This window comes from Chryseobacterium gilvum, assembly GCF_025628965.1.
Taxonomy (GTDB): domain Bacteria; phylum Bacteroidota; class Bacteroidia; order Flavobacteriales; family Weeksellaceae; genus Chryseobacterium; species Chryseobacterium gilvum.
Genome location: NZ_JAOTEN010000001.1, coordinates 417,044 through 430,937 on the forward strand (window position 1 = coordinate 417,044; position 13,894 = coordinate 430,937).

Sequence of the window (13,894 nt, forward strand, 5' to 3'; positions counted from 1 at the left end):
TTTTTATTTTTAGAATCATCAAAATGTAAGTAACCGGTTTTTTTATTAAAGAAAATAAGGGCAAAAACAGATATTTCATGCCGAAAATTTAATAAACCATTATAATACATTATCTTTGCCAACGAAATTTTAGACGAAAACATAATTATTAAAGCACTCAATACGGAGTGCAACAACAAAACAATTTATGAGTATACCTCAAGCAATTACAGAGACGATTACTCTTGCAGATGGCAGAGAGATCACAATTGAAACAGGAAAATTAGCGAAACAAGCCGATGGATCTGTTGTCGTAAAAATGGGCGGAACCATGCTTCTTGCCACTGTTGTAGCCAGCAAAGAAGCCAAAGACGGTGTAGACTTCTTACCTTTAACGGTAGATTACAGAGAAAAATTCTACGCAGGTGGAAAAATCCCCGGAAACTTTTTCAGAAGAGAAGCAAGACCATCGGATCAGGAAATTCTGACGATGCGTTTGGTAGACCGGGTGTTAAGACCATTATTCCCTGAAGATTTCCATGCGGAAGTTCAGGTGATGATTTCATTAATTTCGTATGACGGGCAATCTATTCCGGATGATTTGGCAGGTCTTGCCGCATCTTCAGCGATCGCGATTACCGATATCCCTTTCAACGGACCGATGTCTGAAGTGAGAGTGGTAAGAATCGACGGAAAACTTTCGGTAAATCCTAATTACGAAGATCTTAAAATTGCCGACCTTGATATCATGGTAGGAGCAACAAAAGATTCTATCGTAATGGTAGAAGGGGAAATGAAAGAAATTTCTGAGCAGGAAATGCTGGAAGCGATCCAGTTTGCTCACGTTGAAATTAAAAAACAGGTGGAAGCTCAGGAAAGATTAGCCGAAAAAGTAGGCAAATCATTCCCAAAAAGAGAATACAGCCACGAAAATCACGATGAAGCGATTCGTGAGAAAGTGTGGAAAGAAACTTACGATAAAGTATACGAAGTTGCTAAGCACCCTTCCGGAAAAGAAGAAAGAGGGGAAAAGTTCAAAGCGGTTTTAGCTGAATTTTTAGCGCAGTATGTAGAAAATGCTGAAGAATTAGAAAGAGTAACGCCTTTTGCTAAAGTATATTTCCACGATGTGGAAAAAGAAGCGATGCGTCAGATGATTTTGAATGACAAAATCCGTCTTGACGGCCGTGATCCTCAAACGATCCGCCCGATCTGGAGCGAAATCGATTATTTGCCGGGAGCGCACGGTTCTGCAATTTTCACAAGGGGGGAAACCCAATCTTTGACTGCTGTAACGTTAGGTTCGGTGAAAGATGCAAATATGGTAGACAGCGTAATGGTAAATTACGACGAAAGATTCTTCTTACATTATAACTTCCCGCCGTTCTCAACAGGGGAAGCAAGACCTTTGAGAGGAACTTCAAGAAGAGAAGTAGGACACGGAAACCTGGCTCAGAGAGCTTTGGCAAACATGATCCCGGAAGAAAACCCGTACACGATCCGTATTGTTTCTGATATTTTAGAATCGAACGGTTCTTCTTCTATGGCAACGGTTTGTGCAGGAACATTAGCATTAATGGATGCGGGTGTTCAGATCACAAAACCGGTTTCAGGGATTGCGATGGGATTGGTAACGGATGTTAAAACAGGAAAATTCACGGTACTTTCCGATATTTTGGGTGATGAAGATCACTTGGGAGATATGGACTTTAAAGTAACCGGAACGGCAGACGGAATTACCGCTTGTCAGATGGATATCAAAATCCAGGGATTGTCTATGGACATCATGGAAAAAGCCCTTTTACAGGCGAAAGACGGAAGATTACATATCTTAGATAAATTGAATGAGACGATTTCTGCTCCAAGAGCTGATGTGAAACCACATGCTCCGAAAATGGTGATGCTTGAGATCTCTAAAGATTTCATCGGTGCTGTTATCGGACCTGGAGGAAAAATCATTCAGCAGTTACAGAAAGATACCGATACCGTTATTGCTATTGAAGAAGTGGGTGAGATCGGAAGAATTGAAATCTCCGGTAAAGACAGAGAAAAAATCAACAATGCGATTGCGAAGATCAATGAGATAACTTTCGTACCGGTAGTTGGTGAGGTTTATCAGGGTAAAGTGGTGAAAGTAATGGATTTCGGAGCTTTTGTAGCGATTGCGAAAGGAACGGAAGGCCTTCTTCACATCTCTGAAATCGAATGGGCGCGTCTGGATAAAGTGCCTTATAATGAAGGTGATGAAGTGGAAGTAAAATTCATGGGATTTGATGATCGTAAGAAAATGAAGCTTTCAAGAAAAGTTTTATTGCCAAGACCACCAAGACCGGAATCTAAACCAAGACCGGAAGGCCAAGACAGGCCTCAAGGTGACAGAAGACCGGAGGGAAAAACAAATCCTGAAGGCAGAGATCAGCCCGGTGAACATAAACCTCTAAATGAAGCTTAAGATTAAATCTTATCTATAATAGAATCCCTCAATGTTGAGGGATTTTTTTATGCAATGATGATCAGGATTTTTATTTATCTTTAAACAAAAACTTATGAAAAGGCTACTCCTTCTTTCCGCACTTATTTTGTCTTCCTATTCGTTTTCACAGACCGTGAATGATGTTCCACTTAAAGATATTGATGTGGAATACGTTCAGATTATCGGAACGGGAAGATCGTTGAGCACAAAGGTCAATGTAGAGATTGATTTCGGGCAGGAAACCAAATCGATTTCGTTTAAAAACGGAACCAATATCAAGGATGAAAAGGGGAGGAATGTAAAATTCAATTCGATGATGGATGCGCTTAATTTTATGTCTGAAAACGGATATGCCTTTCAGTTTGCCTACACCACCAATGATGAGAAAGACAACGCCGTGTATTATATTCTTAAGAAAAAAGGCCGTCCGTGAATGTAAAGTATATATTTCTGAAGAGCTTAAAATTCCATCACAAGATAATGGTGATTATTTCATAGAAATGTCGTATATTTGTATCTTAATTAAGGAGGTTTCTGTTTTTAACCCATAAAGTTGAGATACTTATTTTCCTCAGTTTTCACTATTCTGACTGCTGCATTTTTATTACTTAATCTCTTTGCAGGCAACGTAATCATCAATACTGAAAAGCTCTTAGAAACCTTTTTATTTTCAGGAAATGAATTGATCATACCATCAATGATTTTCTGAAGCAGGTTATAAATATTTGCATTTATCATCTGAATGAAACTGCACAAAAGGAAATGTAATAATTTCTCTTTGATATTACCGATGATTTCACTGTTTAATCATTATATACATACTCAGAATAACAATTAATATACAATACTATATGGCGGATTCTTTCTCAAAAAAAGAAAACTTTAAGAAAAAATTACAAAAGCAAAAGGAAAAAGCGATACGTCGCGAAGACCGAAAAAACACCAATGACAAAGGGAAAAGCCTTGATGATATGATCATGTACGTAGATGCAAATGGTCAGTTGACAAGCACTCCTCCCGATAACAGCAATGCAAGCGTTATTGATGTAAACAACATTCAGCTGGGTGCAGCTCCTATCCAGGAGGAAGATCCGATTAAATCCGGGATCGTTACTTTTTTCAGCGATAAAGGATACGGATTCATCACGGAAGACAATTCTAAAGAGAATGTATTCTTCCACAGCAACAACTGTATTGATATCATTAAGAAAGGAAACAAGGTCGCTTTCGAAAAGGAAAGGTCACCAAAAGGTTTCTCTGCAATTAATATTAAAATTATCAGATAGTTTTTAAAACTATAATAAACACAACCGTTTCAGTGATGAAACGGTTTTTTGTTTTTAGTAAACCTCTGAATCTCTTTGGCTCAGCATAGCTCTCTATCTTAAAACAGATCGTTTTTGGATTTCCTGAAATATCCGTTCACGGAATAGAATATTGCTTACGGATACAAGAATATAACTTACGGGTACAGGAATATAACCTACAGATACAAAAATATAATTTACGGATACAAGAATATAAGTTACGAATGCAGGAATATAACTTACAGACAGAAGAAGATAACTTACGGACGCAAGAATATTGTTTCCGGATGGGAAATATGCTGTCATGATGCAAGAATATGCGTACCGGATGAAGGTTTATAATTTTCGCATGGGTGTATATAAAAACATCCTGTCAGAAGGTTCTGAGAGGATGGGAGTATATCAATTTTGAAAGGTGGTATTGTTATTTGGTTTGGAGAATGCTTTAACTGTTTTTCTTTTACTATTTCGGGGAGGTAAATTTAATTCCCGCTACGTTTTCATATTCGGGAGAGGTGGCTCCGTACAGGCTTTTTACATATTTTTTTACGTTTTGAACGATGGTGTACAGCCCGGTTCCGTCTGCATATAAAATCTTGTCCCGGTCTATGAAGCTGGTATTGAGCGCGGCTTCGGTCTGGTCTACCGCCTGTGTCGCGCTCATTAAAGCCTGATGATAGGCCGTAAGATTATTCAACTGTAAATCTTCTTCGTTGGGATTATAGTTGGAAATGGTTGCCAATAGCTGCAACAGAATCCCGAAATTTTCAGTCTGCTGGGTGAAGGATTGGCGGGAATTCGAAACTGTTGTGGGTGTTTCTTTGCCTTCTTCGGGTAGTGTGGTGGCTTTCTTTTGTCCGCCCTGGATGGCGCGTTTGAGGGATCTTGCCTGATCCAGCGTTCCTTCCGGCAGTCCCAAAATGTCAAGCAGGTTGATGATTCTGGTGCAGATGGGTTTTAAATTTTCGAACGCCAGCTGACGTGCGGTAATAGTGTTTTTGTTGGCATTTCTTTTACTTTCCACGTCGTTTAATCTGGCTGTTGCCGTTGCATAGAGTGCCTGAAGACTGGCTACGGTAAGGTTTTCAACCGGCGGATTGTAGAGGGAATACACGGCAACCTGCTGTGTAATTTTTTGCAGGTTCGCCACATTTTTGGCGTGCCCTACCTCGGAAGTACTTGACATATTTGTGTTTTTTTAAATTAGTGCTTCAAATATAAAATTTATTTTGAATAAAATAGTTTTAGGAGTAAAATATTTTGATATTCGAAATATTCTGTTAAATAGGGTAGTGGAAAACCACGGCGCGGAGGCTGGGCCTATTTTTATGGTAGCACGATGGAGACTTGCGATAGCAGGGATAATGTATATTACAAATCTGTGCTATCGATGTTTGTTGAATATGGTGCTAAAATGAAGGTGAAATATTATATTTAAATCTCCGTCGGTATGATTTATTATTGGAAATATAAATATATTTGTGTACAGTTTACAACAAAAGGCAATGTATGATTTAGTTATTTATAATATTATTAAATTCTTATGAAAATACCTGACAAATTTAAAGATATCCTATCAAAAAATCAAATTGCTAATTCGGTTGTGCTAGATGTTATTTCTTCTTTTGAACCCATATTTAAAGACAATAAATTATATTTTTTTGAAGAATATACAGATCATGGTATAGACCATATTGAAAAGGTTTTAGAATCTGCAGAATTTATTATTTCTATTGATTCTTTTAAAAATATTACAGCTACTGAAATTTCAATTTTAATACTCTCAATCATTTTACATGATATAGGGATGCATGTTGAGTTAGCTACTTTTAAAGGTATGCTTAATGGTGATTATGATAAATGTAAAAACAATATTATAGACGATAAAGCTTGGAGCCAGTTATGGAATGAATACTTAACAGAGGTAAAAAGATTTAGTAGTGTACAGAAACAAAATATTTTTGGAGATAGCTCAATACCTTTTTTAAATCCTAATCTTGATAACAAAGATAATTTAACGGGCTACGATAAAAAATTAATCGGAGAATTCATTCGTAGACATCATTGTAGATTTGCTCAGGAAGTTTCATTAGGAGGTCTAAAAAGTGAGAAAGGTCATGTTAACTTTGGAACAGATAAATTAAATGTACAAACAAAAGAGTTAGCAGGAATATTGGCAAGAAGTCATGGTATGAATATTAGAGACACTTTTGCTTACTTAATGGATATAGGTCATGATAGTTGGAGGAATCCACATGGAGTTAATATAATTTATTTGATGGTCATTTTGAGAATTGCAGACTATATACAAATAGATAATTCTCGTGTTAATCCTTATCTGTTAAAACTAAAAACATTTAATAGTCCAATATCACAGTTAGAAAATCAAAGTCATTTAGCTGTAAATTCAATAAACTTCAATAATGTGGATGAGGAAAGTATTTATGTAGACTGTAGTCCGAATGATAGTAAAATGTTTGTTAAAATCAAAACGCTTATAGCAGATATACAAAATGAATTAGATAAATCTTGGGCAGTTTTAGGTGAAGTTTACGGATTCATTCCTCAAAATAAACCATCGATAAAGTTTAGAAGAATTTTATCAAATTTGGATAATAAAAAATTTCTAAGTAAACTAGAATATGTTCCTAAAAAAATAACTTTTAATGCCGACAACAATTTGTCAAAATTGCTTGTAGCTCCACTATATGGTGATAATCCAACGTTCGGTGTCCGCGAATTATTGCAAAATTCAATTGATGCATGTTTCGAAAGGAAAGAGATTGAGTATCAAAATAAGAATTATAATTATCTTCCAAAAATAGAAATTTCAATTGATAGGCTAAATGATGATGAAAGTATCTTTATAATTGAGGATAATGGAAAAGGTATGTCTTCTGATGAAATTATTAATTATTTTTTAAACGTTGGGAATTCGTTTCGTAAAAGTATGGAATGGAAGAAACAATTTGTTAATGAAGATGGTAAAACTAAAATAAATCGTAATGGAAAATTTGGTATTGGTGTTTTAGCATCCTTTCTACTAGGTAAAGAAATTAAAGTCGAGACTAAGAATATTTACAATAGCGAATACCATTTTTTTGCAGCGACTATTGATGCACCATATATAAATATAAATAAAGGAAATTCAGAAGATGATTTTGGCACTAAAATATCTGTTGTAATTAATAATGAGGACAGGAATAAATTAATTAATCCCAAATGGGACTATCGAGATAACTCTATAAAATGGACCAATTGGTATTTGTATGATGAACCTAAAATAAACTTTTCTGTAGATCAAAAAAGCGTAAGTCGTGAAAACATTCTAGAAAATATTCAATTTTTTGATTTTTCTACTAACGATTTTGAAAAAGTATCTTGGTCATATGATCTAAATATTAGAAATAGAAATTATTCAAGTTTAATTGCTTGTAATGGAATTATAATCACTGAAAATCACAGTTCCGATTATTTTAGATATCCAGAAAATTATCAAACTTCTCCCTATGGTTACTATCAGGAAATGCTTATCAATCGGAAACCAAGTTTACTTATTGTAGATAAGGAGGGAGTATTTCCAGTCAAACTTGATAGAAATGATATTGATTGCGATGAATTTCCATTCGAAAATGATTTAAAGATAGAAACTGCTAAACATTTTATTGCTCAATTACTATTCAGAGAAATTGATACTAAATCCTTTACTGATCCCAAAATCATTCATAGCCCTCATTTTTTATTTGGAACTGACGGTTTCATTATCGATTCAGAATATTTTATTAATGGCGTAAAAGATGATTTTCAATTTATACGAATCATTAGTGATGATAAACAAATTGAAGTTGATATTTCAGGATATGAAGATTGCCTATTTGACTTTAAGTTAGATACTAAAATTAATCTCACTTATCAGGAGAACAATGTTGCTCCCCATGGTGGAGGTTTAATATTATTGGAGAAAAATAAATATGAATCGTTATTTCAAGATAAAGTTAAAAGACTCAATAGATATGTTTTAGATAATGTTAATATAATTGATCAAAATCAGAAATATGTTCTTTATACAATGTATGATTACGATTATACTAATCCAAAAATACTAACAGGATTAAATAATATTGATAAAAATCTTTTGAGTAGAGCAACTTCTATACAAGAGATTACAAATTTGTCCTTTACCAAAAAAGAGGGAAATATTCTAAATGAACTTTTTAAAAAGTATATTAAAACACATTATATTATTCCTTACGAGATGTCTAAACGTAGAGAATTATATAAAGAAGCCTTTAAAGAATTATCTTACTATTTTACTAAATAGTGAATATGAATTGTAGATTATTATGAGTAATCGATACAAAAATAATAAAGAGATTTGAAAAACGATGTTTTTCAAACTATTAACAACCGCCTGCACAAGGTAGCGGTTGTTAATTTTAATTTTCATAAACTCCCTCTTCCTCTTCCAAGGCGCATCATCTGCATATCTCACGCCATAATACATCCGTAAGGCATCACTTCATCAAGTACTTCGCACAATCCGTATTCTTCAATCTGCGCTCTTACGTTTTTGGCGCTTTTGTAAGTAATCATTACGTAAAAATTGTGGCGCAGAAATTGTAATTATTCTGAAAATAAATATGATATGAAATCAAGAATATTAAAAGCAGTATTGGCAATGGTTGTTCCTATTGCTATTGAATATGTTATCAAGAAATTTACAGGAAAAAAGGATGTCGTGAAAGATCCGAACAGACAAATTCCTTCTCCACACTAATTTATTCCAAGCCTTACAAAATGTAAGGCTTTTTCATATAAAATCGTAGATCCCGTTTTTCCAGCCCAGAATTTTTGAAGAATCGGCATTGAGCCAGTTTTTAAGAATAGTCGCATATACTTTTCTGAAATCTTCCGTAAAGATCAGATCTCCCTCGTTCAGATTCTGAAGATCGGGAAGTGCATTTAATATTCCTTTTTTCTTTAAACCTCCACTGATGAAAAACATCTGGTTTGCCGTGCCGTGATCTGTCCCTTTGCTGGCGTTCTGAGCGACACGACGTCCGAATTCTGAAAAAGTCATCAGTAAAATGTCATTGAAAAGTCCGTTGGCTTTCATATCCGCAACAAAAGATTTTATAGCATCATTAATCTCCCCGAAAAGCTTCTGCTGTCTTTCGTTTTGATTGACATGGGTATCAAAACTCCCGATGGATAGGTAATACACCTGTGTATTGATGTCTGATTTTATCAGTGAAGCTACCGTTTTGAAATCTTTTCCCAGTTTAGAATTCGGATATTCCTGGACGGTCTTTTTAGATTTGCTTTTTTCAAAAATATAATCGGCATTATTGATGGTTGAGCCTAAAGTCTGATACAAATAGGAGACCGTCTCATCATCATGATGATGGTTTTGATCGTATAATGATTTGAAATATTTTTCCTGGCTGGTCTGATACAGTTTTTTAGGATCTTTAAAAGCAAATGCTTTGTTGTTTTCGCCTTTTAAAGCTAAGCTCAGCATATCATCCACTTCCAAAGCCTGCGTCGGATGTTCGCATTGGTAACATTCTTCGTCTAAATATCTTCCGAGCCATCCCGTTTCCAGAAACTGATCGCTTCTGCTTGCCGAATGCCAAATATCCATACTTCTGAAATGGGATTTTTCAGGATCGGGATATCCTACATTATTCATCACGGAAAGTTCTCCGTTATCAAACAGCTCTTTGAAATAGGACAGGGAAGGATTGATGCCGGTTTCATCATTCAGTGGTAGAGAATCTGTAATGGCAATGTTGTTTCTTTCCTTAAAATAAATATCATTTTTGGTAGGAATAATGGTATTTAAGCCATCATTTCCGCCCGTAAACTGGAGGACAATCAGGATTTTCTGACTTGGTTTGAAAGCATGATCAAGCGTCATCGACTGCAAAAAGTTAGGAATCAGCAATGATGCGGATGCCAATGAACTTATTTTTAAAAACTCTCTTCTTTTGATAAGCATAACTTAGGTTTTAGATTATAGATATTAGGTTGCAGTTACTGTAATTAGATTATTAAATCTATCACCTGCTAACCCATATTTACATTAATTGGTATTCCGGTGTAGACATCAGATTGATGACATTTATTTTTGTGCTTTTATCAGAAAAGCTGCTGACAGTTTTTATGTCTACAGATTGAGAATTCAGAATCAGGTAGTCTTCCGCTTTTTTATTTTGCAGCGCTTTGTCTACACGGTTCCAGTCGATGGTGATGTTCATGCTTTTAAAAGATTTTGTTAACGCTTCCCGGGATTTCATTCCCATATCCATATCATCATCTTCCCTTGGTGAAAGTTCCAATGGCCTTAAACCCGACCAGATCTGAGGAACCTGCATCCGGAGCATTAACGTTGAACTGTCGATCCATGACTTTCCATTGGGCCATCCCGCAACATTGGGGGGAAACAGCAGCATTTGTCCCAATAGTTTCTGATAAACGGTAATATTTTCAGGATTCTGAATATCCATCGGCAGGATTCTCATGATCCCAACCATTAGTTCGGTAGGAGATTTTATTCTGTTGCCGATATTTTTTTTGTCATAAAACCATGAGCCTGAAAAAATGTCAGACATCAGTTTTGTAAGATCATAATCTGACTGATAGAAGTTTTCACTGAGGGTATTGATGATTTTTTCATCAGGCTTTTCATTCACAAAAAAAGTGAATATTTTGGTTGTTATGAATCTTGCCGTTGCCTTCTGCTCCAAAATAATGTTCAGGATATCATCACCGTTGAAATTTCCGGTTTTCCCGAGAAAAGTTTTTGTTCCGGTATCGTGAAGATTGGTACGTTCTTTAAAATTTCCTTCTTTATCATATCCCCATCCTGTAAATGCTCTTGCCGCTTCGCGGATGTCTTTTTCGGTGTAATGCCCTCTTCCCATGGTAAACAGTTCCATGACTTCGCGGGCAAAATTTTCGTTGGGATGGTCTTTTTTATTTTGCTGGTTATTCAGAAAATTCAGCATGGCGGGAGAACGGCTCACTTCAAACAAAAGGGTCCTGAAACTTCCCAGTGCATTTTGTCTGAGTACATTAATAAGCTGTCTGTTGAATTTTGGATTATTAACTCTCGTTGCGAAATGACCGTGCCAGAAAAAAGCCATCTTTTCTCTGAGCTGATCTTTACTGTTGATCATTTTTTCCAGAAAATTGAGATTCAGTTCTACATTTTGTTTCTGATTGATCTTCTGAATGGCTCTTTTTTGCTCTGCAGTTGCTTTAGGATCGGTATATTCTACCGATTCAGGATCTTGCGTGTCATAATCAATGGGAGAAAACTTCTGTTCCGCAAACAGTTCTTTGAGGATATCCTGAGTTTTTTGGTCTTTTATGTTTTCTATTTGTTCAATCCCGATTCCGAAGCCGGCGCGCCAGAGGAGATGTTTGTTGTTTAAAAAGGTTGAAGCCATTATGGTTATTTTATTTTTGATCAGGAAATACAGATGAGGTTAAAATAAAAATCGTTCTGTTAACAATTATTTATTGTAAAGCGATTTTGATCATTAAACACTTATTAATTATTACCTATTTTAATATGCAAATTATCAGTATTTTACAGTGTTTGCAAGTTTTTCTAAACCTATTATTATGTTAATTTGGCATGATTTTTACATATTGACACTCAGTAAATTTTTAAAATCAAAGTTATGAAAATGTTAAAGCAAGTTATAGCAGGAGCCGGAATTCTAACAGCAGGTTTAGTAAGCGCTCAAAGTGCTCAGATGAATAATATGATCAAAGTGGGGGCAACTGTAGGTGCCGCTGTGCCTTCAGATAATCTTTCTGCCGCAGTTGGTTTTGATGTTGCTTATCAGAATCTTGTTACACCGGGATTCGGTTTGGGGATTGCAACTGGCTATACCCATTATTTTGGTAAAGAAAATAACGGATATAATAATAATGATGTTGGGGTGGTTCCTGTAGCGGCTTTGTTTAGAATTTATCCTAAACAGACCGGTTTTTACTTCGGAGCAGATTTGGGATACGGTTTCCTTGTAGGAGATGATAAAGTCGCTTCAAATACATTAGCAGACCGGCCGGATGGAGGTTTTTACCTAAAACCTGAAATCGGGTATCATAACAGAAGCTGGAACTTTTTCCTTCAGTACCAGAAAGTATTTACAGGGGATAACGGAAATCTTGTAAGCCAGGATTACAATGTGGGAAGCATCGGAGCAGGATTTTCCTACAATATCCCGTTAGGAAAGTAATGAGATAAAACGATAACGAGTTAGAAACCAAAACCTTTTCGAAAATTTTGAAAAGGTTTTCTTTTACCGGGACAGAATTCCAAAACAATTATTATATTTGATAAAATTTGTGATTATGAACTTAAATCCAAAATTTCCACTTTTTTTACCGGGTGTAAAAAACAGTAATAATGATCGTGTTTCCATCATTGGTGCAAACCTCCGTGAAGATATGACGACGTTGGCTTATTATATGTCAAATAACGGTGGAATCGAAACTAAAATTCAAAAAAACTATCCTACTAAAGAATTTTCTTCTTTTTCAGATATCCTTTCTCAGTTTATTAAAGATGAGCAGCTTGAAAATGTGCAGCGTTTGGGAATATCTGTTCCGGGACCTGTATTTGACGGAAAAAGCAGCCCTGCGAGATTGGGTTGGGATTTGGATATTGAAGAGTATAAAAATCAGTTCGGTTTTGAAACAGTCAATATGCTGAATGATCAGGAAGCTTCCGCATACGGAATCGGCTTGCTGGAAGATCAGGATCTGGATGCCATTTACAGCAGCGGCCATCTGGAAAAAGGCAACGTTGCCATTTTGGCGCCGGGAAATGGTTTGGGAGAGGCAGGCTATTTTTTTGACGGAAAATATCTCAGACCTTTTGCAACAGAAGGAGGGCATTCAGAATTTTCCCCGAGAACCAATGTTGAGGTAGAATTTTATCAGTTCCTGAACAATATTTACGGGATCGTAAGCTGGGAGAATGTTTTATCTAAAACGGGATTATTCAACATTTACAGATTTTTACGTGATGTGAAAAGACATCCTGAACCGGAATGGCTCGCTGAAAAACTAAACAACGGTAACAGCAATTTTACTGAAGAGATTTTTAAAGCTGCTATAAATGAAGATATTTTGATCTGTAAAATCGCTTTAGATACCTTTCTGGAATTTCTGGCAAGAGAAGCTAACAATCTTACTTTAAAGCTGAAAGCAACCGGCGGATTGCTGATTACCGGTGATATCCCGCAGATTATAAAAAATTACATTAATAAAGACAAATTTTACGAGAAATTCATGATCAGTGATAAAATGGAAAATATGCTTAAAAACATTCCCATTTATCTGGTCGATCCGGACAATACCAGTCTGCATGGTGCAGCGCTTTACACTGCCTATTCTCAAGAATAATAGTAAACTCCGATTCATTCGGGGTTTTTTTATTTAAAAATAATGATTTATTGATGTACATCAAGATCATGTTTCTACAGAAGATCTTACATTTGCAGTCTCAAATAATAATTAAATAAATTTTATTCATGAAAAAAATATTTTTGTTAGCCGTTTTAGCGGGTGGATTGGCTTTCGGGCAGTCAAAAAAAGTAGTATCTTCTGACGTTCACTGGTGGGGATACAAAGTTGCAAAATCTGAAGCAAGCTCTCATGACGGGACGGTAAAAGTAAAATCCGGAAACATGGTTATGAAAGGAAACCAATTGGTAGGCGGATCTTTCGTTTTAGATATGAATTCTATCACCTCAACAGATCTTTCCGGAGAATACCAGACAAAACTGAACGGACACCTTAAAAACGGTGACTTCTTTGAAGTGGAAAAATATCCTACCGCATCTTTTAAAATTACTTCTGTAAAGAAAAACAACGATAAGGCGTATCCCAATCTTGTTACCGGAGATTTAACGGTGAAAGGGAAAACAAGCCCAATTTCTTTCCCTGCAAAAATCACATATACCAATGGAGTGGTGAGTTTAGTATCTAATAAATTCTCTTTCGACAGACAAAAATATGATGTTGCGTACAAATCTACCATGAAAGATGTTTTTGTGAAAGATGATATCGATATGCTCGTAAAAGTGAGTGCTAAATAATTTAATTAAAAAAA

General features: G+C 35.7%; 12 protein-coding genes. 8 read left to right on the forward strand and 4 right to left on the reverse strand.

Translation table 11 applies throughout. The features are described from left to right. The first annotated feature begins 187 nt into the window (after window positions 1-187). The 3 genes from N0B16_RS01990 to N0B16_RS02000 all read left to right on the forward strand — a co-directional run bounded on the left by N0B16_RS01990 (window position 188) and on the right by N0B16_RS02000 (window position 3,738). Window positions 188-2,431: a polyribonucleotide nucleotidyltransferase gene (locus tag N0B16_RS01990; RefSeq protein ID WP_262989040.1), complete on the forward strand. Its 2,244-nt coding sequence runs from the start codon at window positions 188-190 to the stop codon at window positions 2,429-2,431. Window positions 2,432-2,525: 94 nt separating this feature from the next. Beyond that, entirely contained in the window at window positions 2,526-2,885 is a 360-nt protein-coding gene (locus tag N0B16_RS01995; RefSeq protein WP_262989041.1) for a hypothetical protein, read from the forward strand. Between the two features lie 418 nt (window positions 2,886-3,303). Continuing rightward, window positions 3,304-3,738, forward strand: a complete 435-nt coding sequence (locus N0B16_RS02000; protein ID WP_262989042.1) for a cold shock domain-containing protein — start codon at window positions 3,304-3,306, stop codon at window positions 3,736-3,738. Between the two features lie 93 nt (window positions 3,739-3,831). On the opposite strand, the gene N0B16_RS02005 is transcribed toward N0B16_RS02000, so the two are convergent. Together N0B16_RS02005 and N0B16_RS02010 are read right to left on the reverse strand one after the other, a co-directional pair. Then, window positions 3,832-4,065: a hypothetical protein gene (locus N0B16_RS02005; protein ID WP_262989043.1), complete on the reverse strand. Its 234-nt coding sequence runs from the start codon at window positions 4,063-4,065 to the stop codon at window positions 3,832-3,834. A gap of 157 nt (window positions 4,066-4,222) precedes the next feature. Continuing rightward, window positions 4,223-4,945, reverse strand: coding sequence for a hypothetical protein (locus N0B16_RS02010; protein ID WP_262989044.1), 723 nt, complete (start codon window positions 4,943-4,945; stop codon window positions 4,223-4,225). Window positions 4,946-5,302: 357 nt separating this feature from the next. On the opposite strand from N0B16_RS02010, the gene N0B16_RS02015 reads away from it, so the two are divergent. Both N0B16_RS02015 and N0B16_RS02020 read left to right on the forward strand, forming a co-directional pair. Then, the gene (locus N0B16_RS02015; RefSeq protein ID WP_262989045.1) at window positions 5,303-8,080 is read left to right on the forward strand and encodes an HD domain-containing protein; all 2,778 of its coding nucleotides are present in this window, start codon (window positions 5,303-5,305) and stop codon (window positions 8,078-8,080) included. Window positions 8,081-8,404: 324 nt separating this feature from the next. Then, window positions 8,405-8,536 carry a hypothetical protein gene (locus tag N0B16_RS02020; protein WP_262989046.1) on the forward strand — a complete coding sequence of 44 codons (132 nt, stop codon included), beginning with the start codon at window positions 8,405-8,407 and terminating at the stop codon, window positions 8,534-8,536. A 33-nt stretch (window positions 8,537-8,569) separates the two neighbouring features. Here N0B16_RS02020 and N0B16_RS02025 read toward each other — a convergent pair whose 3' ends face one another. Together N0B16_RS02025 and N0B16_RS02030 are read right to left on the reverse strand one after the other, a co-directional pair. Continuing rightward, window positions 8,570-9,760 (reverse strand): DUF1501 domain-containing protein, encoded by a 1,191-nt coding sequence (locus N0B16_RS02025; protein ID WP_262989047.1) that lies wholly within the window; start codon window positions 9,758-9,760, stop codon window positions 8,570-8,572. Window positions 9,761-9,839: 79 nt separating this feature from the next. Beyond that, entirely contained in the window at window positions 9,840-11,213 is a 1,374-nt protein-coding gene (locus tag N0B16_RS02030) for a DUF1800 domain-containing protein (protein WP_262989048.1), read from the reverse strand. A gap of 237 nt (window positions 11,214-11,450) precedes the next feature. Between N0B16_RS02030 and N0B16_RS02035 the strand changes: the two genes are divergently transcribed. The 3 genes from N0B16_RS02035 to N0B16_RS02045 all read left to right on the forward strand — a co-directional run bounded on the left by N0B16_RS02035 (window position 11,451) and on the right by N0B16_RS02045 (window position 13,880). Then, window positions 11,451-12,014: a hypothetical protein gene (locus tag N0B16_RS02035; RefSeq protein WP_262989049.1), complete on the forward strand. Its 564-nt coding sequence runs from the start codon at window positions 11,451-11,453 to the stop codon at window positions 12,012-12,014. A 115-nt stretch (window positions 12,015-12,129) separates the two neighbouring features. After that, window positions 12,130-13,185, forward strand: a complete 1,056-nt coding sequence (locus N0B16_RS02040; RefSeq protein ID WP_262989050.1) for a glucokinase — start codon at window positions 12,130-12,132, stop codon at window positions 13,183-13,185. A gap of 128 nt (window positions 13,186-13,313) precedes the next feature. Continuing rightward, window positions 13,314-13,880: a YceI family protein gene (locus N0B16_RS02045; RefSeq protein ID WP_262989051.1), complete on the forward strand. Its 567-nt coding sequence runs from the start codon at window positions 13,314-13,316 to the stop codon at window positions 13,878-13,880. The last annotated feature ends 14 nt before the right edge of the window (window positions 13,881-13,894 follow it).

What these genes read in the sequence shown, in the direction of transcription:
- N0B16_RS01990 (WP_262989040.1), top strand. Translation starts at nt 188, where the DNA reads ATGAGTATACCTCAAGCAATTACAGAGACGATTACTCTTGCAGATGGC.
- N0B16_RS01995 (WP_262989041.1), top strand. Translation starts at nt 2,526, where the DNA reads ATGAAAAGGCTACTCCTTCTTTCCGCACTTATTTTGTCTTCCTATTCG.
- N0B16_RS02000 (WP_262989042.1), top strand. Translation starts at nt 3,304, where the DNA reads ATGGCGGATTCTTTCTCAAAAAAAGAAAACTTTAAGAAAAAATTACAA.
- N0B16_RS02005 (WP_262989043.1), bottom strand. Translation starts at nt 4,065, where the DNA reads ATGACAGCATATTTCCCATCCGGAAACAATATTCTTGCGTCCGTAAGT.
- N0B16_RS02010 (WP_262989044.1), bottom strand. Translation starts at nt 4,945, where the DNA reads ATGTCAAGTACTTCCGAGGTAGGGCACGCCAAAAATGTGGCGAACCTG.
- N0B16_RS02015 (WP_262989045.1), top strand. Translation starts at nt 5,303, where the DNA reads ATGAAAATACCTGACAAATTTAAAGATATCCTATCAAAAAATCAAATT.
- N0B16_RS02020 (WP_262989046.1), top strand. Translation starts at nt 8,405, where the DNA reads ATGAAATCAAGAATATTAAAAGCAGTATTGGCAATGGTTGTTCCTATT.
- N0B16_RS02025 (WP_262989047.1), bottom strand. Translation starts at nt 9,760, where the DNA reads ATGCTTATCAAAAGAAGAGAGTTTTTAAAAATAAGTTCATTGGCATCC.
- N0B16_RS02030 (WP_262989048.1), bottom strand. Translation starts at nt 11,213, where the DNA reads ATGGCTTCAACCTTTTTAAACAACAAACATCTCCTCTGGCGCGCCGGC.
- N0B16_RS02035 (WP_262989049.1), top strand. Translation starts at nt 11,451, where the DNA reads ATGAAAATGTTAAAGCAAGTTATAGCAGGAGCCGGAATTCTAACAGCA.
- N0B16_RS02040 (WP_262989050.1), top strand. Translation starts at nt 12,130, where the DNA reads ATGAACTTAAATCCAAAATTTCCACTTTTTTTACCGGGTGTAAAAAAC.
- N0B16_RS02045 (WP_262989051.1), top strand. Translation starts at nt 13,314, where the DNA reads ATGAAAAAAATATTTTTGTTAGCCGTTTTAGCGGGTGGATTGGCTTTC.